This window comes from Tardiphaga sp. OK246, from assembly GCF_900188215.1.
GTDB classification, from domain to species: domain Bacteria; phylum Pseudomonadota; class Alphaproteobacteria; order Rhizobiales; family Xanthobacteraceae; genus Tardiphaga; species Tardiphaga robiniae.
On sequence record NZ_FZOX01000001.1, the window covers coordinates 200766 to 219173 of the forward strand.

The 18408-nt window shown below is 61.7% G+C and carries 16 protein-coding genes; 8 read left to right on the forward strand and 8 right to left on the reverse strand.

From position 1 onward, the window contains the following. Positions 1–104 precede the first annotated feature (104 nt). Entirely contained in the window at positions 105–1352 is a 1248-nt protein-coding gene (locus CHC01_RS00960; protein WP_089261664.1) for a cupin domain-containing protein, read from the forward strand. A gap of 48 nt (positions 1353–1400) precedes the next feature. Here the strand turns inward: CHC01_RS00960 and CHC01_RS00965 are convergent, their stop codons facing one another. Further along, positions 1401–2963, reverse strand: coding sequence for a serine hydrolase domain-containing protein (locus CHC01_RS00965; protein ID WP_089261666.1), 1563 nt, complete (start codon positions 2961–2963; stop codon positions 1401–1403). Between the two features lie 111 nt (positions 2964–3074). Further along, the gene (locus tag CHC01_RS00970) at positions 3075–4196 is read right to left on the reverse strand and encodes an HPP family protein (RefSeq protein ID WP_089261668.1); all 1122 of its coding nucleotides are present in this window, start codon (positions 4194–4196) and stop codon (positions 3075–3077) included. 203 nt (positions 4197–4399) lie between these two features. Between CHC01_RS00970 and CHC01_RS00975 the strand changes: the two genes are divergently transcribed. The 3 genes from CHC01_RS00975 (at position 4400) to CHC01_RS00985 (ending at position 5841) form a co-directional block, all read left to right on the forward strand. Beyond that, entirely contained in the window at positions 4400–4924 is a 525-nt protein-coding gene (locus CHC01_RS00975; RefSeq protein ID WP_089261670.1) for a carboxymuconolactone decarboxylase family protein, read from the forward strand. A gap of 22 nt (positions 4925–4946) precedes the next feature. Continuing rightward, positions 4947–5420 carry a Cys-tRNA(Pro) deacylase gene (ybaK, locus tag CHC01_RS00980; protein WP_089261672.1) on the forward strand — a complete coding sequence of 158 codons (474 nt, stop codon included), beginning with the start codon at positions 4947–4949 and terminating at the stop codon, positions 5418–5420. Between the two features lie 118 nt (positions 5421–5538). Further along, complete coding sequence (locus tag CHC01_RS00985; protein ID WP_176454464.1) at positions 5539–5841, forward strand: DUF3551 domain-containing protein; 303 nt, start codon at positions 5539–5541, stop codon at positions 5839–5841. Positions 5842–5945: 104 nt separating this feature from the next. Here CHC01_RS00985 and CHC01_RS00990 read toward each other — a convergent pair whose 3' ends face one another. The 4 genes from CHC01_RS00990 to CHC01_RS01005 all read right to left on the reverse strand — a co-directional run bounded on the left by CHC01_RS00990 (position 5946) and on the right by CHC01_RS01005 (position 11676). Next, entirely contained in the window at positions 5946–6131 is a 186-nt protein-coding gene (locus CHC01_RS00990) for a hypothetical protein (protein ID WP_089261676.1), read from the reverse strand. After that, on the reverse strand, positions 6128–7282 hold the full coding sequence (locus tag CHC01_RS00995) for a PepSY-associated TM helix domain-containing protein (protein ID WP_349636610.1): 1155 nt from the start codon (positions 7280–7282) through the stop codon (positions 6128–6130). Before CHC01_RS00995 ends, CHC01_RS00990 begins: the two co-directional genes overlap by 4 nt. A 133-nt stretch (positions 7283–7415) precedes the next feature. Next, the gene (locus CHC01_RS01000; RefSeq protein ID WP_244558178.1) at positions 7416–9692 is read right to left on the reverse strand and encodes a TonB-dependent siderophore receptor; all 2277 of its coding nucleotides are present in this window, start codon (positions 9690–9692) and stop codon (positions 7416–7418) included. 274 nt (positions 9693–9966) lie between these two features. Next, positions 9967–11676, reverse strand: coding sequence for a methyl-accepting chemotaxis protein (locus CHC01_RS01005; RefSeq protein ID WP_244558179.1), 1710 nt, complete (start codon positions 11674–11676; stop codon positions 9967–9969). A 367-nt stretch (positions 11677–12043) separates the two neighbouring features. Between CHC01_RS01005 and CHC01_RS01010 the strand changes: the two genes are divergently transcribed. Together CHC01_RS01010 and CHC01_RS01015 are read left to right on the forward strand one after the other, a co-directional pair. Beyond that, positions 12044–12958 carry a DMT family transporter gene (locus tag CHC01_RS01010; RefSeq protein WP_089263581.1) on the forward strand — a complete coding sequence of 305 codons (915 nt, stop codon included), beginning with the start codon at positions 12044–12046 and terminating at the stop codon, positions 12956–12958. Between the two features lie 48 nt (positions 12959–13006). Further along, a complete protein-coding gene (locus tag CHC01_RS01015) occupies positions 13007–13810 on the forward strand; it encodes a sugar phosphate isomerase/epimerase family protein (protein ID WP_089261680.1) in 804 nt (267 codons plus the stop codon). Between the two features lie 62 nt (positions 13811–13872). On the opposite strand, the gene CHC01_RS01020 is transcribed toward CHC01_RS01015, so the two are convergent. Both CHC01_RS01020 and mbfA read right to left on the reverse strand, forming a co-directional pair. Beyond that, positions 13873–14166: an antibiotic biosynthesis monooxygenase gene (locus CHC01_RS01020; RefSeq protein ID WP_089263582.1), complete on the reverse strand. Its 294-nt coding sequence runs from the start codon at positions 14164–14166 to the stop codon at positions 13873–13875. 153 nt (positions 14167–14319) lie between these two features. Continuing rightward, positions 14320–15291: an iron exporter MbfA gene (gene mbfA / locus CHC01_RS01025; protein WP_089261682.1), complete on the reverse strand. Its 972-nt coding sequence runs from the start codon at positions 15289–15291 to the stop codon at positions 14320–14322. Positions 15292–15697: 406 nt separating this feature from the next. On the opposite strand from mbfA, the gene CHC01_RS01030 reads away from it, so the two are divergent. Both CHC01_RS01030 and CHC01_RS01035 read left to right on the forward strand, forming a co-directional pair. Further along, complete coding sequence (locus tag CHC01_RS01030; RefSeq protein WP_089261684.1) at positions 15698–16684, forward strand: Bug family tripartite tricarboxylate transporter substrate binding protein; 987 nt, start codon at positions 15698–15700, stop codon at positions 16682–16684. A gap of 309 nt (positions 16685–16993) precedes the next feature. Further along, complete coding sequence (locus CHC01_RS01035; RefSeq protein ID WP_089261686.1) at positions 16994–18349, forward strand: esterase-like activity of phytase family protein; 1356 nt, start codon at positions 16994–16996, stop codon at positions 18347–18349. The last annotated feature ends 59 nt before the right edge of the window (positions 18350–18408 follow it).

Sequence of the window (18408 nt, forward strand, 5' to 3'; positions counted from 1 at the left end):
GTCTCTTACCCCTTAACAGCGCGCGTCGGGGGTACCCGGCGCGCAACGCTTTCATCGATCCGACAATCATGACGCAGATCTGCGTCGCAACAGGAGGACGTCCCATGTTCTCACGGAGAGATCTCATGGCCGCAACAGCATCGGGCATCGTGATGAGCGCCGCAGCATCGGCACAGGCCGCGACATTCGGCAATCCGGATCTGCCGCCGCAGGGCGCGATCAACGCCAAGGGGCCGAACAATCTGAGCGATCCCGGCCCGCAGAATCCCGTCATCGCCGGCCAGTTTCCATCCTCGCAATTGCCGCCGGCGACCGATATCGGCGGCATGGCGCTGCCCTGGGCCACGTTCAACAATGCACCGCGGCGCATCCAGAACGGCGGCTGGGCACGGCAGGTGACGCAAGCAGACTTTGCGATCTCGACCACGATCTCCGGCGTCAATATGCGGCTCACCGCCGGTGGCATCCGCGAGATGCATTGGCACCAGGCCGGCGAATGGGCGATCATGACTTACGGCTCGTGCCGGGTGACCGTGCTCGACAATCAGGGCCGGCCTTATGTCGCCGACGTCAGCGCAGGCGATCTCTGGTACTTCCCCTCCGGCGCACCGCATTCGCTGCAGGGCCTGGGCCCCGATGGCTGCGAATTCGTGATCTGCTTCGATGACGGTCAGGCCAACGAGTTCAATACGCTGCTGCTGTCGGACTGGATCGCGCATACGCCGCCGGAAATCCTCGCCAAGAATTTCGGTGTGCCAGTCGAAAGCTTCGCGAAAATCCCGCTGCAAAATCTCTGGATATTCCAGGGCACGGTGCCCGGCGCTCTCGCTGCCGATCAGGCCTCATCCTATCGCGATGCGGATGTCGCGCCCTATCCGTTCACCTATTCGCTGGGATCGTCCAAGCCGGTCAAATCGACACGCAACGGCGAGATCCGGATTGCCGACACCAGCAACTTCACCGCTTCGGCGACGATTGCAGTAGCGTTGGTCACGGTGAAGCCCGGCGGCATGCGGGAGATGCACTGGCATCCGAATGCCGACGAATGGCAGTATTATCTCGCGGGCCGCGCGCGGATGACCCTGTTCAATTCCGGCCCGAACGCCACCACCATCGACTTCACAGCGGGCGATGTCGGCTACGTCAAACGCAACTTCGGCCACTATATCGAGAACACCGGCGACACCGATCTGCAATTCATCGAGGTGTTCCGCACGGCGCATTACGAGGAAGTGTCGCTGTCCGACTGGCTAACGCACACGCCACCGGCTCTCGTCGCGCAACACCTCAACGTGGCACCCGAAGTTATCGCCAAATGGCCACGCCGGGCGCCAAGCATCATGCCAGCCTGACGCTGCAAGACCGCATGGGAGGTCTCGGGACTTCCCGCCTTTCGGCGATCACCCGCCCGACTGTCCGTCGATTGCGACATCGACACCTTCATAGTTCTTGCCGCGAAGACTGACCTTGTCGCCATCGAATGACAGCGTCCATGTCCGTATGCGGCCGTCCTCGCCGAGGGTCCTGCGCTCGATTTCGAACGCATGTTCGTCGAGCCACCTCCCCTTTACGGTAATAACCCCAAATGCCGTTGGCGTCCCTCTGCGATACCGTCCGTCGAGCCCGAGAGGGCCACTGATCTTCTCAGCCCCTCTCGTGGGATCGCGACTATAGATTTCGAAATCATAGTGCGGATGGGAGTCCACGAATGTCAGCGACAGCGACTTCACACCGAGAGGATTAGGCGAAAAGGTGTAGGTCTTGCCTGATACCGCGGAGGCAATCGGAGGTGCTTCCTTAACTTCCACCTGTGCCTCGGTTGAAATGGCGCGAACAACGCTTGCGAGTCGCGCAGTGCCGGCAGGGTCCGGCTGTATTGCCGTCTCGGACCTGACAGCCTTTGGGATGGCGTCCACGATGTCGGTCACCGGGCAATTGTCTCGGCCGGTCGTCACGGCAACGAGGTCCAGTGCTGGATAGACCATCACAAGCTGACAGTGCAGCCCGCTCGCCCAATAGACATTGCGGTCAGGTCGCGCCCAGAAGAAGTTCGAATAGCGAAACTCCGGCGCAAAGGAGAGCTTCATGTCCACCGTGGCGTGGCTCACTCTGTCGATCCAGGCCGGCGACACCAGCGGTTTGCCCTCCCACGTCCCGTTGTGCAGATACAGATAGCCGAATTTCGCCATGTCGCGCGGATGCAGCGCCAGGCCGTATCCGCCGGTCGAGATGCCCTGCGGATCGCGCCGCCATTTCCACGCCGTGATGCCCAACGGACCGAACAGCTTCGCTTTCGCGTAATCCTCCGCACTCATGCCGGTCACTTTGGCAAGGACGGCCGATAGTAGACGTGCATTTCCACTATCGTAATTGAAGCCGTCTCCCGGCGAAGCAGCCATCGGACGATCGAGAATGTACTGGATCCAGTCCCGGCTCCGCTCCATGCCGGCCGTCGACTCCAATGAACGGTTGACACCGGCCCGGACGTCCCGCGCCAGTCCGGACGTCATGTCCAACAGACTTTGAAGCGTGATCGCCTTCTTGTTGTCATCAAGGTTAGCAGCACTGCGCTCGCCGAAGAATGCCAGCATCCGCTGGTCCGTGCCCTTCAGGAGACCATCCTGCAACGCCATCGATGTCAGCGTGCCGATGACGGCCTTGGTGACGGAATTGACCACGTGCGGCAGATCGGCAGTGTAAGGCGCGTAATAGGCATCCAGAACGATCTTGCCATGACGCACGATCAGCAGGCTGTCGAAGTCGTTGCGGCTTCCGAGCTCCAGCAGCGCGGCGAGCGCTGCCGAATCGACGCCCTGCTCTTCCGGCGTCGATGTCTGCCAGCCCTGGGTCGGCCACACTACGGCCCGTCCCTCCTCTGCGATGACGCCCTCACTACAAAACGCAGCGGCGAACATGCCCAGGCCGAGCACAAGCTTCAGAACGGGAATTCGTGAAGATCGCATGACAGCCTCGCTGTGAGTTTTAACGCTGCGCGAGAACCATATCTCCAGCTACAGATTGTTCAACCGAATTGCAGCCTCATTCCGTCCGCGGACTTGGAGGTGCGCGATCGCCTACACGGCAACAGGAACAAGCTTCGCGACGGCGCTAAGCAAATCGGTCTGGGTGATCAGCCCCTGAATCATGCGGTCCTGATCGACGATGATGACGGCGTGCGTTCGTCCATCGGTCAGCGTCGGCAGCAAGGTCACCGCGGGCGTCTGCATCGTCGCCGTCGCTGCGGGCGACATGGATTTTCCGACATCGCCCGATTCTTTCATCAGCTCGCGGAGACCGACCGTTCCGACGAGCTGTCCCTGCTTGCCCAGGACGGGAAGCGTGCGGACATTGTGCAGGAGCAGCCGCGAGCGGGCCAGTTCGGCACTATCCCGCAATCCGACCGTGACGACATCGCGCGACATGATGTCTCCGCACAGGATCGTGCCGTGCGAGCGCAACATGGCTTGCAGTTCGACCTGCCGCAGCAGCGTTTCGAGATCGTCGGGGCTGATATCGAAAGTCTCGCTGAGCGCTTCCAGCGCCTTGTCGATATCCTCGGCGCGAAAGCCGACCCGCAGCTCCGGGCTGATGTCCGATGTCTGATGCGGATTTGCTGATGGCACCGGCGCCCTGTGCGGATAGGTCCGCCGCGAGATCTTGTGGAACAGATAGCCCAGCCCGACCAGAAGCACCGAGTTCAGGCCGACAGGCACGAATGGAAACAGATAACCAGATGACGTAACGATTGGCCCGCCGATGATCGCCGTCAGCGCCGTGGCGCCGCCGGGCGGATGCAGGCAGCGCGCAAAGGACATCGCGGCGATGGCGAGCGATACGCCGAAGCCGATCGCCAGGATCTGATCGGGAATGAGATGCGCGACAGCGACACCGATCAGAGCCGAGATGGTGTTACCGCCGATGATCGCCCATGGCTGGGCCAGCGGACTCGTGGGAACCGCAAACAAGAGCACAGCAGATGCGCCCAGCGGCGCCACGATCAGCGGCAGGCTGGAGCTGTCACCCAGCACAGATCGGCAGATCAATCCCGTGAGCACGATGCCCAGCAGTGCGCCCAGGCAAGCAATCATGCGCTCGCCAAGCCGTGCCCCCGCCAGGATGGGGACGAACAGTCGAATACCTGTCTTGCGAGGTGCAACGTCGCTCGAAACGTTCCTTGGGTCTTCTCTTTTTGTCATTGAATCGAGACCGGCGCATGGCCCCGCCAGAATGACGGGCCCCCCTTTGACCACTATGCACAAGCGCCTGCAATGTTGAATACGACACGCGGGCCTGACGATCGCGATCTGGCAGAGCTATCCCTGCTCGGCTACAACGGCACGGCCATTCGCCCGAACGCGCCCCATCAGGAGGGCGCGACGGCGATCTCAAGGGAGGATCCATGGCCCGCATCGACTACAGCGATCCCGCCGCAGCCAGCGAACGCACCCGCGAGATCCTCGGCAAGAACCGCAATGCCAACATCTTCCGCATGATGGCGCATTCGCCGAGCTATCTCGAACAATATTGCCGGCTCGGCGGTGCCATCCGCAACAAGGGCGAGCTCGATCCCGTCATCCGCGAACTGGCGATCACCCGCACCGGCATTCTTTGCGAGGCGCCTTATGAAATCGCCGCGCACAAGCGCATCGGTGGCTATGTGGGCGTCACCGAGGAGCAGAACGCCGCGCTGGAGAACTGGCAGTCGGCGACATGTTTCGATGACACGCAACGCGCAGCGCTGGCCTTCACCGATGAGATCGTCGGGCTGCATCGCCCAACCGACGCGACCTTCAAGGCGATCGCAGCCAAGCTGACGCCGGGCGCGCTGGTGGAATTGCAGCTCTCGGTCGGCTTCTACATCATGACCTCGAAATTCCTCGAAAGTTTTGCTATCGACATGCAGCCCGTGTCCGAGGTCGTCTGAGTCACCACTGCTTGAGCACTCCATGTCGAAAACCACCCGTGCCACGCAGATGCTGAGCAAGCTCGGCGCCGCGTTCACCCTGCACACCTACGAGTATGATCCGAATGCGGAGAGCATCGGCCTGCAGGCAGCGGAGGCACTCGGCATTGCGCCGCAACGCATGCTGAAGACGCTGATGGCCGAGGTGGATGGCAAGCCGGTTTGCGTCGTCGTGCCCTCCGACAAGGAGGTCAGCATGAAGAAGCTGGCCGCGGCCTTTCGCGGCAAGAGCGCGAAGATGATGCGCCCGGCCGACGCCGAACGCATGACCGGCTATCACGTCGGTGGCATCAGCCCGTTCGGACAGAAGAAGCGCGTGCCGGTCGCCATGGAGCAGGCGGCATTGTCGGAAAATACGGTCTATCTCAATGGCGGCCAGCGCGGGCTGCAGATCGAGATCGCGCCGGAGGCCGCACGGGCAGCGCTGGATGCGATAGCGGCCACACTGACGGACTGATGCGCATCACCGCGGTTTGAAGCCCCGGCAGGGTGCTGTGATCATGATGCGCTGTCGCTGGCGGGAACGGCCATGTAAGCTGCGCATTATCGATTTCGGACCTCAAGGGAGAATCGACATGCGCTCAATCCTGGCAGCAACCGCATTTCTGGTCGTGATGGGCGCCACGCCCTCCATGGCCCGCGAATATCCATGGTGCTCACGCACCTCGGCCACCGGCTTCAATCCGAGCTGTACGTTCACCTCCTATAACCAGTGCATGGCCACTGTGAGCGGCCAGCGCGGCGACTGCATGCAGAACCCGATGCTGGCCTATGGCGACCAGCGCCGCGGCCAGAGCCGCGCCATGCGCGGTCAGCAGGACGGTTGGGACAATGGATGGAATAACGGCTGGAACAATAACTGGGATCGCCGCTGGTAGCCTCATAGGCCAACAACGGATTAGCCGAAGGCGTAATTCGTCGCAGGCGTTACGATGTCGGAGACGTGGCGGATTGCGCTTCGCTGATCCGCCACTCTCCCTTGTCACTTTCGGCAATACGCCCACATCACGATCGCGATCGGCAGCCCGACGCCGAACCACGCAAAATAGCGGCCGGGATCGCCGGCGAGCAGCGCCGACAGCAAGCCTGCCAGCGATAAAACGCCAATGACGATCGGCGCGCCGAACACGCGCCACCAGCTCGCCCTGCGCTCCTGCACCTCGCTCATGACGATCGTCCGAATGCTGCCGTCGCGCCGGCAGACAGCCGCGCCCCGCGCCTGACCTTGCTGCGCTTCACCGCCCACAGATACAGCCCGCTGCCGAGCACGATGATGGTGAAGACTGTGAGCAGCGCCCAGATGATCTTCAGCGGCATGCCACCATAGTCGCCGAAATGCAGCGGCTGCGAGACCAGCACGGCTTTCAGGTAGGTCGGCAGCTCGCTGGTGTCGGACACCTCGCCGGTCTCGCCATCGAGCAGCACGGGTTTCACCAGCCGTGATGTCAAAGGCGTGTCGCCGCGCAGAAAAACGGCGAAGTGATGCGTCGATGTGAACGGCGTGCCGGGGAATGCGATGAAGGCCGGATCCATGCCGGGCGTCGTCTTCATGGCATTGCCGACGACCTTGTCCAGCGAGGCGAGCTGTGCCGGTGTCGGCTTGCCGGCATAGGGCGCGGCCATGGCAGCCAGTTCATTACGCTGCCAGATGCCGAGCATGACTTCGGCATAGGCGTTGATGACACCGGTGCCGCCGACCACCAGCGCCCACACGATGGTGACCACGCCAAGTAGATTGTGCCAGTCGAGCCACAAGACCCGGTGCGATTTCTGTTTGCGGATCACCGCGAAATTCAGCCGGCGCGTGAACGGCCAGTACAGCACCACGCCGGAGATGATGGCGATCATGAAGAGGAAGCCCATGACGCCCATGAACCACTTGCCGGGGAGACCGAGATACATGTCGGTATGCAGCCGCAGCATCACCAGCATCGGGCCGGTGCCGAGGAGACCCACCGGCTTCGCCGTATAGGCATCGAATGCCTTCACCACCGTGGTCTGCGGATCGGAGGTCACCGACGTGTTGGTGAAGGTCGAGACCATGCCGGGCTCGTCCTTGTCCCAGGCCATATAGAGCAACACACTGCCGCGATGGTCCGCGATCGCGGCGCGGCCGATGGCATCCAGGCTGAGCTTCGGCGCGCCGGGCACATGCACATCCATCTTCGGCGCATAGCCGAGCGCCTCGTCGATCTCATGATGAAAGATCAACGGCAGGCCCGTGAGGCACAGCAGCAGCAGAAAGACGGTCGAGACAAGGCTGGTCCATTTGTGGATCAGTGACCAGATGCGGGCCGTACGCGCTTTCAGGGGATCGATCCTTCTTCAGCTACTGAAAATGTCGTCCCCGGCAAGCCGGAGACGACATGGGCAGATCATTTTGACGTGGCGACCGTGCGGCGAGCGGGACGTACGGCGACCTATTGCCGTGCCGTTTCGCTCGCCCGTACCGTTACCACTTGTAGCCGATGCTGCCGGTCACGCGGCGGCGATCGCCGTAGAAACAGGCATTCGCGGTCGAGCAGTTGGCGACATAGATCTCGTCGGTGACGTTGTTGGCATTCACAGCAAATCGCCAGTTCTGCCAATCGTAGTGCACAGCGAGATCGCCGAGGGTCCGCGAGGGAACGGCGAGCGTATTTGCGGTATCGGCGAAGGAGCCGCCGACATAACGCACACCACCGCCGAAACCGAAGCCACGCAGGATGCCGTCCTGGAAGGTGTAGTCCGCCCAGGCTGACGCCAGCTGACGCGGCGTATTCGTCGGAACCTTGCCGATCAAAGTCGGATCGGCGTTCGAACTGTTGAACAGGTTGTAGGTGGTGAACGAGCCAACGACCTTGAGGCCCGGAGCCAGATTAGCGACGGCTTCGAGTTCGAGGCCGCGCGACGTCACCTCGGCGTTCTGCATCTGCAGGTTTGGCGGAATGCTGTTCGGATCGGTGGTCAGCACGTTCTTCCGCTTCAGGTCGAAATAGGCGAAGCCGAAGTGACCGTCGAAGCCTGCGGGCTGATACTTGACGCCGACCTCGGCCTGTTCACCGGTTTCGGGCAGCAGCAACTGACCGGACGAGTTGGTGCCGATGATCGGATTGTAGCTGGTGGCATATGACACGTAAGGCGCGACGCCACTGTCGAAGTTGTAAATCAGGCCGGCGCGACCGCTGAACTTGCTGTCGCTGCGGCCGAGTGGTGCGGTGCCGGTGATGCGGCTGACGTCGTTCACATCGACCCAGTCGTTACGGCCCGACAACACCAGCGTGAAGCGATCGAGCTTGATCTGGTCCTGGACGTAGACGCCGAGCTGCTGCTGCGTCAGCTGCGTATCGCGATAAGGAGCGGCGGTCAGCGGCGGGGCACCAGTATAGACCGGGTTCAGCACGTTGATCGACGGATTTCCGAATGCAAAGGCCTGGGTGTCGCTGATGGAGTAATACTTCAAGTCGAGGCCAAACAGCGTCGTGTGGCTGAGAATGCCGGTGTTGAAGCGGTACTCGACCTGGCTGTCCATCTGTGCCTGATCCGCGATGCCACGGGTACCAAACGAATAGCGCGCGAAGTCACCCGTGGTCTGATTGGCGTAGCCGTTGCCGGTAACGCCAGTGTAGTTCACGTCGACATGCGAGAAGCGCGCATTCTGGCGGAATGTGACACTGTCGGACAGCTTGCGCTCGAACTGGTAGCCGAGCATTTCCTGCTCGCGCTTGAACTTGTCGAAGTTCGGTTCGCCGCCGAAGAAACTGGTGGGGATACGGCCGAACGGAGCATTGGTGACGGTTCCGACGTAAGGCAGGAACTGCGCGGCACGGGTCTCGTTATACGATGCCGATGCGAGGATCGTCAGGGTGGTGTCGACGTCCGGCTTCCATGTCACCGACGGCGCGATGAAGTAGTTGTTGTTCGGCGTAAAGTCTGTCTGCGTGCCGCCGTTCTGCACCTGGCCAACGATGCGGGTGTAGAGCTCGCCATTGCCTGGAGCCAGCTTGATCGGCGTATTGATGTCGAAGCCGAAATAGGCATTGCCGAAGTTATCGACGCCGGTTTCGATATAACGGATCGGCTCAGCCTGCGGCATCTTACTGACGACGTTGACGAGACCGCTGGGGCTCGAGCCGCCATAGAGGATCGCCGACGGACCGCGCAGGATTTCGACGCGCTCCATGTTGAACGGCTGCAGCTTCCAGCTTGCATAGGAGGTGTAGAACAGCTGGAGACCGTCGAGGAACACGCTGTTGTCGTCGGACTTGAAGCCGCGGATGAGGAACCAGTCGTTGCGGAAGTCGGAGCCGAAGGTGCCGGCTGCAACACCCGGCACATAGCGCAGGACGTCGTCGAAGCTGCGAGGCCTCTGATCGCGGATCTGCTCCGCGCCAACCACCGAGATCGCCTGCGGCGTCTCGTTGATCGGGGTGTTGGTCTTCGTGCCGGTCGAGCTGCGATTGGCGACATAGCCCTGGATCGGACCGCGCGGGCTTTCCACGAACACGTTGCTGCGCGGGGGCTGCGCCACCGGGCGCGGCGCGACGGCGGTGCGGGCGCGGGGCGTGCGGCTTGGAGCCGCCGTCGCACGGCGACGCTGCTGCGGTTGATTAACGACCACGGGTGGCAGCGGCTGCGCCCGGGTCTGCGTGGAACTGGACTGCGCCAGCGACGTGTCGAGCGTGACGACGCTGAGCGCGCAGACCGACGACAGAAGCGCGAGACGCGACAGACGAATGGTGTTGTTCAAGGCGATCCCCAAATCTCATCCGCATCGACATATTCGATGATGGATGCCCTCATGTGATGGATCGGGGTTAGAGGGACCGCCGCGTCATCGCCAATAGAAGCGTTCCAAACAACAAGCATTCTGCGGCAGTGTGACATCACTGCCGCAGATTTTAATGGTTCTAAATTCAGCGGGTATTTTTCTCAGCAAGATGCGGTCCAGGCGCGACGGTTATGTCTGCCCGCAAATAGTTGTAGCGCCGTCGCGCGCGATTCTTGTCTTTCCCGGTGGATAGTTACGCGGCGCGCACCGAGCGCAGGAAGTTGCCGACCTCCTGCTTCAGTCGCGTGCTTTCGCTGGACAGCGACTGTGCCGCGGACAGAACCTGCGATGACGCCGAGCCTGCTTCTTCGACGCCGCGCTGCACGTCGGTGATGTTCGCGCTCACCTGCATCGTGCCTGCTGCGGCCTGCTGCACGTTGCGCGAAATCTCCTGTGTGGTGGCGCCCTGCTCTTCAACGGCCGATGCGATGGCGGACGCGATCTCCGACATCTGACCGATAGTCATGGAGATCTCCTTGATGGCCGAGACCGAATCCTCGGTCGCCTTCTGGATGCCGCTGACCTGCTGGCTGATCTCGCCAGTCGCCTTCGCGGTCTGCTCGGCCAGCGCTTTCACTTCGGCGGCAACCACCGCAAAGCCGCGACCGGCTTCGCCGGCACGCGCCGCTTCGATGGTGGCGTTGAGCGCCAGCAGATTGGTCTGGCCCGCGATATTGTTGATCAGCTCGACCACATCGCCGATGCGTGCCGCGGCCGTCGCCAGTTCGCTGACGCGGTTGTTGGTATTGTCGGCCTGCGCAACAGCCTCGCTGGCGATGCGCGCGGCGCCCTGCACCTGGCGGCTGATCTCGTGCACGGACGACGACATTTCCTCTGTGGCGGATGCGACCGACTGCACGTTTGTCGCGGCTTCTTCCGATGCCGCCGACACAGCGATCGCCAAAGCCTGCGAGCGATCCGATGTTGCCGTCAATGTGGTGGCCGAACCTTCCAGTTCCTTCGAGGCGGATGACACGGTCTCGACGATCTGCCCGACGGCGCCTTCGAAATCGGCGGCGAGCTTCATCATATCCGCCTTGCGCTGTTCGGCCGTGCGGCTTTCCGTAGCGATCTGCGCGACCTTCATGCGCTCGACTTCGAGGCCGTTCTCCTTGAATACACTCAGCGCCGTCATGATCTCCCCGATCTCGTCGGCGCGCTTGCTTGCCGGAACGTCGACGGTGAGGTCTCCTTTGGCGAGCTTGTTCATCGTGGCGATGCTTGCCTTCAACGGACGCACCACGCTGCTGCGCGCCACAACATAGCTGACAATGATGGCGAGCAGCATCACGCCGAGCGTCGCATAGATAATGGTCCAGAGCGTGTCGTTGGCGGTTTCGAGAAACTCGACCTTCTTGATGCCCACATAGAGAATGCCGATCACGTTGCGGCTGGCGTCGAAGATCGGATCATAGACGGTCATATACGGCTCGCCGAGGATGGCCACTTCACCACGGAATGCGGTCTTGCCGGTGAAGACCGCCTCGTAGGCCGGTCCTTTCGCCAGCTGCGTGCCGATAGCGCGGGTGCCATCCGGCTTCATCACATTGGTCGAGATGCGGGTGTCATTCATGAAGATCGTCGCGGTGCCGCCGACCAGCGTCTTGATCTTGTCGACCGCTGCAAAATTGCCGTTCAGCGGCTTGCCATCGGCAAGCAGCTTGCCATCCGCGATGCTGTATTTGTCGCCGCTCTCGCGCAGCACGTTCCAGGCGACGCGCATGTTGGTCTCGACCCGCTCCGTCGCGGATTTGGCGGCGCCCTGTTCGAGCACATATTTGGCGACCAGCGTGATGCAGATGCCGAGGATGAGAATGCCGGAGACCGTCATCAACATGATGCGCGGGCCAAGACCGAGACCCCGGCGACGGCCGGGTTTGGGTTGGGAGGCGGACAACGGCATTGCGATCTCCTGTCGCGCCGACCCCTCGGTCGTGCGCTCAAAGCCGAACGGCTCCAGACACACTCACTGCACAACGTCGACGAGGTATCCGGACCCGCAATTCAAGAAACAAGTTCCATCATTATGATTCAGTTCTATCGGCTAGCCGTTCGAAAGCGGTTAATGTTCGCCTAGCGGAAAAGGTATAATCGTCTGATTTTGCATGATTTTCGGCATCTGAATACCTGAATCGAAGCTCATTCTCGACGTCCATTCGACGCATCTACCGATGCGCGCTCCGCTGCCGCGCATGGTGCCCGCGCGCCGGCGTGACTTGTGCCACCCGGCGAACTGCCGCCTATGGAAAGCTGCATTGACCATCGAGCCGATGACCCCTTCCGCTCCGCCGCGACAAACGATCGTCGGCTGGTTCGCCAACCAGCCTTATCTCCTGCTCAGCCTCACCTCGCTGTTCTGGGCCGGGAACATCGTGCTCGGCCGCTATGTCGCCGGCCACGTCCCGCCGGTGACACTGGCCTGCGTGCGCTGGATCGGAGCCTTTTTCCTGTTGCTGCCCTTCGCCTGGACGCATCTGCGCACGGACTGGCCGGTTCTCCGCGCGCAGCTTTCTCTCATGACGATGCTGGCGCTGACCGGCTTCGCCGCCAATACGGTGCTGGCCTATTGGGGCCTGAAATACACGCAGGCCCTGAATGCGCTGCTGATCCAGTCGTCGGGCCCGCTCTGCGTCGCGCTGTGGACGCTGATCCTGTTCGGCGTGAGGCTGACGCTGGCGCAACTGCTCGGCATTGTGGTCTCCATGGCCGGTGTGCTGATCATCATCCTGCGCGGCGATCTCACCGCACTGGCCAGTATCCAGATCAACAAGGGCGATGCGATGCTGTTCGCAGCGCTGCTGGTGTTCGGCGTCTATTCGGCGCTCATGCTGCGGCGACCGGTGACGCATCCGATGTCGCTGATTGCTTTCACCACCGCCGGCGGCGCGATCCTGACCCTGCCGGTCAGCATCTGGGAACTCAACTCGGGATCGCCGCTGATCTTCGACACCGTGACGCTGCTGACGCTCGCCTATGCCATGATCTTTCCGTCGGCGCTGGCCTATCTGTTCTTCAATCGCGGCATCGCGCTGATCGGCCCGAATCGGGCTGCACCATTTCTGCATCTGATGCCGGTGTTCGGCTCGGTATTGGCCATCGCGTTTCTCGGCGAACAGCCGCAACTGTTTCACCTCATCGGCTACGTGCTGGTACTGTCGGGCGTATTCATCGCATCACGGCGATAGACCGAACATCCGGCCCGGCCAGCCAGACATCGGGAGTAGAAACATCTCATGACCGTTTTCTCGCTCGCCCACCTCACCGTGCTATCGCTGGCGCCGCCAGAGATGATGGACGTTGCCGCGCGCTGCGGCTACCGGAGTGTCGGACTGAGACTGATCGCCGTGACCGCGGAAAGCCCTGGCTATCCGCTGATGAACGACAAGGCGATGATGCGGCAAACCAAGGCGCGTCTCGCCGATACCGGACTGCACGTGCTCGATATTGAACTCGTCAAGATCACGCCCGGGATCGACGTCGCAGCGCTTGAGCCGATACTCACCGCCGGCGCGGAGCTCGGAGCCCGCCATGTCATCGTCGCGCCCTATGATCCCGACTTGTCCCGCCTCGCCGACCGACTGGCGGCCATCGCCGATCTTACGGCGCGATATGGCATCATGCCGGTGATGGAGTTCTTTCCCTGGACCAATGTGTCGAACCTGCGCAAGGCGCGCGCCATCGTCGAGACCGCAGGCCGCGCCAATGCGGGTATCCTTGTCGATACGCTGCATTTCGACCGCTCCGACAGCAGCCTCGCCGAACTCGACGACATGCCATCGCGCTTGCTGCCGTTTTTCCATTTTTGCGATGCTCCGGCGGAGAAGCCTGGCACGGTGGAAGGACTGCTGCACACCGCGCGCTCTGAACGGCTGCCACCCGGCGACGGCGGCATCGATCTCTGCGCCATCGCCGCGCACCTGCCGAAGCATATTCCGGTCGCGCTCGAAGTGCCGATGGATGCGCTGACCCGGGAGCGCGGCCCCGAAGAAGTCGCGCGCCGCGCAATCGCCGGCGCGAAGCGCCTGCTGGGAGATTGAGAATCTAGCGAGTAATCTACGCGCACATGCCACCGCCCGGCATAGCGCCTGTCCCGCGCGCGTTATGCCAACGTATGAACGATAACCGGCCCGGCTATCGCTGTGGCTGGTCCAATCAGCAAGGGCGCCAGATTCTGTTCGCTCCACGCGAGCCCGCGTCGGTTCGACTCCTCGGCGCCCGCGAAATTGTTGAAGATGCTGATCGCCGTCACCGTATCGTCGGACGCATAGACCACATAATAGGCCATGAAACCTTCGACATCACTGATGATCGGAATGGCACCTTCCTTGATCCTGCGCGTCAGTTCCTCAGCCATGCCGGTCTTTGCCTTGCTCTGACGAATGGCAGCATACATGGGACGCTCCTTCACCCGTAAGCTGCCCGCGATCGCACCTGCCGCGATCATGCATCGCACACACTCATCATCGGCGGGACGAGCAGCAGGGTTTCCCGCGCGTAGAACCTACGCCATCCCGCGCAACGACGCCATCTGACGCCTCCCCACCCACTACGCGCCTCCGATCAATATTCCCACCGCCAGAACGATGACGCCGCCAAGCACCACCTGAAAGACGGCCTGCAGGAACGGCGTATCCATATAGCGCGCCCTGATATAGGCGATGGCCCAGAGTTCGAAAAAAACGACGACACCCGCGATGGCCGTCGCGATCCAGAATGCATTCGGCCAGCTGTCCGGCACGAGATAAGGCAGAGTATGGCCGAGACCGCCCAGCGTCGTCATCAGCCCGCAGATGCCGCCACGCAACCACGGCGAGCCGCGTCCGGTCATAGAGCCATCGTCCGACAGCGCTTCGGCGAAACCCATGCTGATGCCGGCGCCGATCGACGCGGCGAGGCCAACAAGGAATGTCTGCCAGTTGTGATGTGTTGCAAACGCGGCCGCAAACAGCGGCGCCAGCGTGGATACGGAGCCGTCCATCAAGCCCGCAAGACCAGGCTGAACATACTGCAGGACGAACATCCGGTGGCGGGTGTTGTCCTCCATCGTACGAACGTCGGACGTCAGGATGGCATCCGATAATTTGGCCGCGAGATGCTCGTGTCCTTTTTCCAGCTCGGCCAGATCGCCCAGCAACTTGCGAACGCCGACATCCGTCGCCTGCTCGGCAGCCCTGGCGTAAAAACGCTCGGCCTCAAACTCCATCCTCTCGGCTTCCTTGCGGATAGTGTCGAGCGACAGGTTACGCGTGAGCCAGATTGGTCGGCGGCGGATGAAGCCCTTGACGTCTTCGCGCCGGATCGGCGGAAGGTTCGGTCCGAAGCGCTTCTCATACATCTGCAACAGCAGATGTCGATGGCCCTTTTCCTCTTCGGCCATCTCGCTGAAGACTTTCGCGGAATCGGGATAGCGCTCTGCCAGATCCTCGGCGAAGCTGAGATAGATCCGGCTGTCCTCTTCCTCGCTGGAGATCGCAACCGCCAGCACCTCGCGTTCGGTGAGCTCCGAAAACGCCTTCATATCAGAGCCTTACTTAATTTAGAATTATTCTAATTTATATAGGAGCTGCTTTGCATTTGTCAAAGAGCTTCGCGCCTGCGCGGCGCTGAACCTGTCCGCTGGTCGGGAAGCAATAGCGGGGACGAGAAGGACCGCGGCGAAACGATCGTGCTTGCTCCGGAGCTTGCACCGGCATTCGCACCGACCTCGACGCGGAGATGCTGCGGATCAGCGGCCGTCTGCAGGTGCCGTCGCTCACGAACGCGATAAGGTCGACCCGGTGCAGCAGAAGTCGCTGCATGGCCTACACCATCGACAGCGCGCTCACCTGAACTGCATACCTTTCCGCTTCCGTGCGTCACCGACCTCCGCTAGTTTGCCCGCAACAAATGTGGGCTACCAAAGCCGATTCAGGGAGAAAAGCGGAATGCACGGACTTTCAGTTCTTCGCGGTGTGGCGAGCGCATGGTTTATCGGAGCGCTACTGTTGGCGACCCCGGATGCCATCGCACAAACCGCGAATTATCCAAACCGGGCGATCACGCTGGTGCTCCCTTTCGCCGCAGGCAGCGGCACCGACACCACGACGCGCCTGATCGCCAAGGAACTCGGCACCGCACTGAACGCCAACACCGTGATCGACAACAAGGCCGGCGCCAATGGCTCGATCGCCGCCAGTTTCGTCGCTCGCGCCCCCGCCGACGGTTACACGCTGTTCGTCACGACCAACACGACGCATTCGGCCAATCCTTTTCTGCTCAAGACCATGAGCTATGATCCGATCAAGGATTTCACGCCGATCGCGCGCACCGGCGACCTGCCCTTCATGCTGGTGATCAATCCCGAGATTCCCGCCAACTCCGTGGAAGAGCTGATCGCGCTCGCCAAGAAAGAGCCGGGCAAGTACTCCTACGCATCGGGCAGTTCGTCGGCGATCGTCTCGGGCGCGACCTTTGCCCGCCTCGCCAAGCTCGATCTCCTGCACGTGCCTTACAAGAGCTCACCACCGGCGCTCACCGATGTCATCGCCGGCCGTGTCAGCATGATGTTCGTCGACGTTCCGACCGGCCTGCCGCATGTCAACGCCAAGGCGTTGAAGTCGCTTGCGGTGACCACCAAGTATCGCTCCAAGCTTCTGCCCGACCTTCCGACCATGGACGAGGCCGGCGTGAAGGGCTTCGACATCACCTCGTGGCAGGGCTATCTCGGCCCGGCCAACATGCCGAAGGACATCGTCGTCAAGCTCAACGCCGAAATCCGCAAGATCGTCGAACGCCCCGAGATCCAGAAAGACCTCGCCAACCGCGGCATGGAAGCCTTCTCCGGTACGCCGGAAGAGTTCGACGCCTTCCTGAAGAATCAGCTCAAGGTGTGGGAGAAGCTGATCACGGATGCGGGGATCGAGAAGCAGTAGGCGCATTTCAGATAGAACCGCACGGCAGGTATGTTCGTCATGCCCGGCGAATGCCGGGTATCTACGTCTCGGCCACAAAGAAGACGTGGATGGCCGGGACATCCAGCGAAGCCGCGCTTCGCGCTTTGCCCGGCCATGACGATGGTTTTGCGTGGGTTGAACGAAGAGGAACCGCGCCTAACCCGCAGCCGCGGCGACCCCATGCCGCAGCTCTTTCCCCCGCTGTCACCCATTCGTCACGGAACTGTCAGCGCAGCGTAACGCCCGCCCCCCAGAACACCGCGCATGGTCACCACAAAGGAGACAACCATGCGCAGCACATTCCTCTGCTCCGTCGCTTCCCTCGTCATGCTTTCTTCCGCAGCCTTTGCGCAGTCGGAAGGCGAATTTCCAGCCAAGCTCGCCGGCCATGCCGTGCTGCCGGCGACGTCGACCATCGATGCGCCAGCGGATGCGCCGAACGACCTGAAGACCTCGGGCAAATACACAACCGGCAAGCGCGTCGACGCGCTCGGCACCGTGATGGGCAAGTCCTATGAGCGCGCCACCGGCATCTCGCTGCCGATGAAGGGGCAGCCGCTGCAGGGCCATTCCGGCATCAAGGTGATGCCAGACGGTTCGTTCTGGGTGCTGACCGACAATGGCGCCGGCTCGCGCTACAATTCGGCCGACTACATGATCTATCTCAATCATCACAAGATCGACTGGAAGAACGGCAAGGTCGAGCGTCAGGCCACCGTGTTCCTGCACGATCCCGACAAGAAGGTGCCGTTCCGCATCGTTCACGAAGACACCGCCAAGCGCTACCTGACCGGCGCCGATGTCGACACCGAAGGCTTCCAGATCGTCGGCGACAATTTCTGGATCGGCGAAGAATTCGGCCCCTACATCATCAAGGCCGACAAGACCGGCAAGGTTCTGGCTGTGTTCGACACCGTCGCCGACGGCAAGCCGGTGCGTTCGCCCGACCATTGGTCGGTGCAGTCGCCGGGCGCACCGGGCGCCACCTACACCACCGTCAACCTGCGCCGCTCCAAGGGCTATGAAGGCTTCGCCTCCTCCAAGGATGGCAAGTTCCTATACGGCCTGCTCGAAGGCCCGATCTGGGATGCCGAGAAGAAGGACTGGGAAAAGGTCGACGGCAAGGAAGCTTCGCGCATCCTGGAATTCGACGTCGCCAACGAGAAGTTCACCGGTCGCTACTGGCAGTACGTGTTCGAACAGAACGGCAATGCCATCGGCGACTTCAACATGATCACCGCCGACAACGGCCTGATCATCGAGCGTGACAATGGCGAAGGCACCAAGGACAAGGCCTGCGCCGACGGCAAGCGCGGTGAAGACTGCTTCCCGGATCTCGCCAAGTTCAAGAAGGTCTACAAGATCGAACTGAACGACGCCAACGTCGGCAAGCCCGTTCGCAAGATTGGTTTCATCGACCTGATGAAGATCCAGGACCCGAACAAGCTGGCCCGCAAGCCGCTGAATGACGGCGTGCTGACCTTCCCGTTCTTCACCATCGAGAACGTCGACCAGGTTGATGCCACCCACATCATCGTCGGCAACGACAACAACCTGCCGTTCTCGTCGAGCCGCGAGCCGAACAAGGCCGACGACAACGAGTTCGTGCTGCTCGAAGTCGCCGACTTCCTGAAGGCGAAGTAATCAACGCGAGCAGGCATCAGCCTGAACGACGAAAGCCCTCCCGCAAGGGAGGGCTTTTT

Bases quoted from the DNA above. Each gene is read 5' to 3' on its own strand.
- CHC01_RS01020 (WP_089263582.1), bottom strand. From the start codon at position 14,166: ATGTATGCTGCCATTCGTCAGAGCAAGGCAAAGACCGGCATGGCTGAG.
- CHC01_RS00965 (WP_089261666.1), bottom strand. From the start codon at position 2,963: ATGCGATCTTCACGAATTCCCGTTCTGAAGCTTGTGCTCGGCCTGGGC.
- CHC01_RS01015 (WP_089261680.1), top strand. From the start codon at position 13,007: ATGACCGTTTTCTCGCTCGCCCACCTCACCGTGCTATCGCTGGCGCCG.
- CHC01_RS01030 (WP_089261684.1), top strand. From the start codon at position 15,698: ATGCACGGACTTTCAGTTCTTCGCGGTGTGGCGAGCGCATGGTTTATC.
- CHC01_RS00970 (WP_089261668.1), bottom strand. From the start codon at position 4,196: ATGACAAAAAGAGAAGACCCAAGGAACGTTTCGAGCGACGTTGCACCT.
- CHC01_RS01035 (WP_089261686.1), top strand. From the start codon at position 16,994: ATGCGCAGCACATTCCTCTGCTCCGTCGCTTCCCTCGTCATGCTTTCT.
- CHC01_RS00960 (WP_089261664.1), top strand. From the start codon at position 105: ATGTTCTCACGGAGAGATCTCATGGCCGCAACAGCATCGGGCATCGTG.
- mbfA (WP_089261682.1), bottom strand. From the start codon at position 15,291: ATGAAGGCGTTTTCGGAGCTCACCGAACGCGAGGTGCTGGCGGTTGCG.
- CHC01_RS00985 (WP_176454464.1), top strand. From the start codon at position 5,539: ATGCGCTCAATCCTGGCAGCAACCGCATTTCTGGTCGTGATGGGCGCC.
- CHC01_RS01010 (WP_089263581.1), top strand. From the start codon at position 12,044: ATGACCCCTTCCGCTCCGCCGCGACAAACGATCGTCGGCTGGTTCGCC.
- ybaK (WP_089261672.1), top strand. From the start codon at position 4,947: ATGTCGAAAACCACCCGTGCCACGCAGATGCTGAGCAAGCTCGGCGCC.
- CHC01_RS01005 (WP_244558179.1), bottom strand. From the start codon at position 11,676: ATGCCGTTGTCCGCCTCCCAACCCAAACCCGGCCGTCGCCGGGGTCTC.
- CHC01_RS00990 (WP_089261676.1), bottom strand. From the start codon at position 6,131: ATGAGCGAGGTGCAGGAGCGCAGGGCGAGCTGGTGGCGCGTGTTCGGC.
- CHC01_RS00975 (WP_089261670.1), top strand. From the start codon at position 4,400: ATGGCCCGCATCGACTACAGCGATCCCGCCGCAGCCAGCGAACGCACC.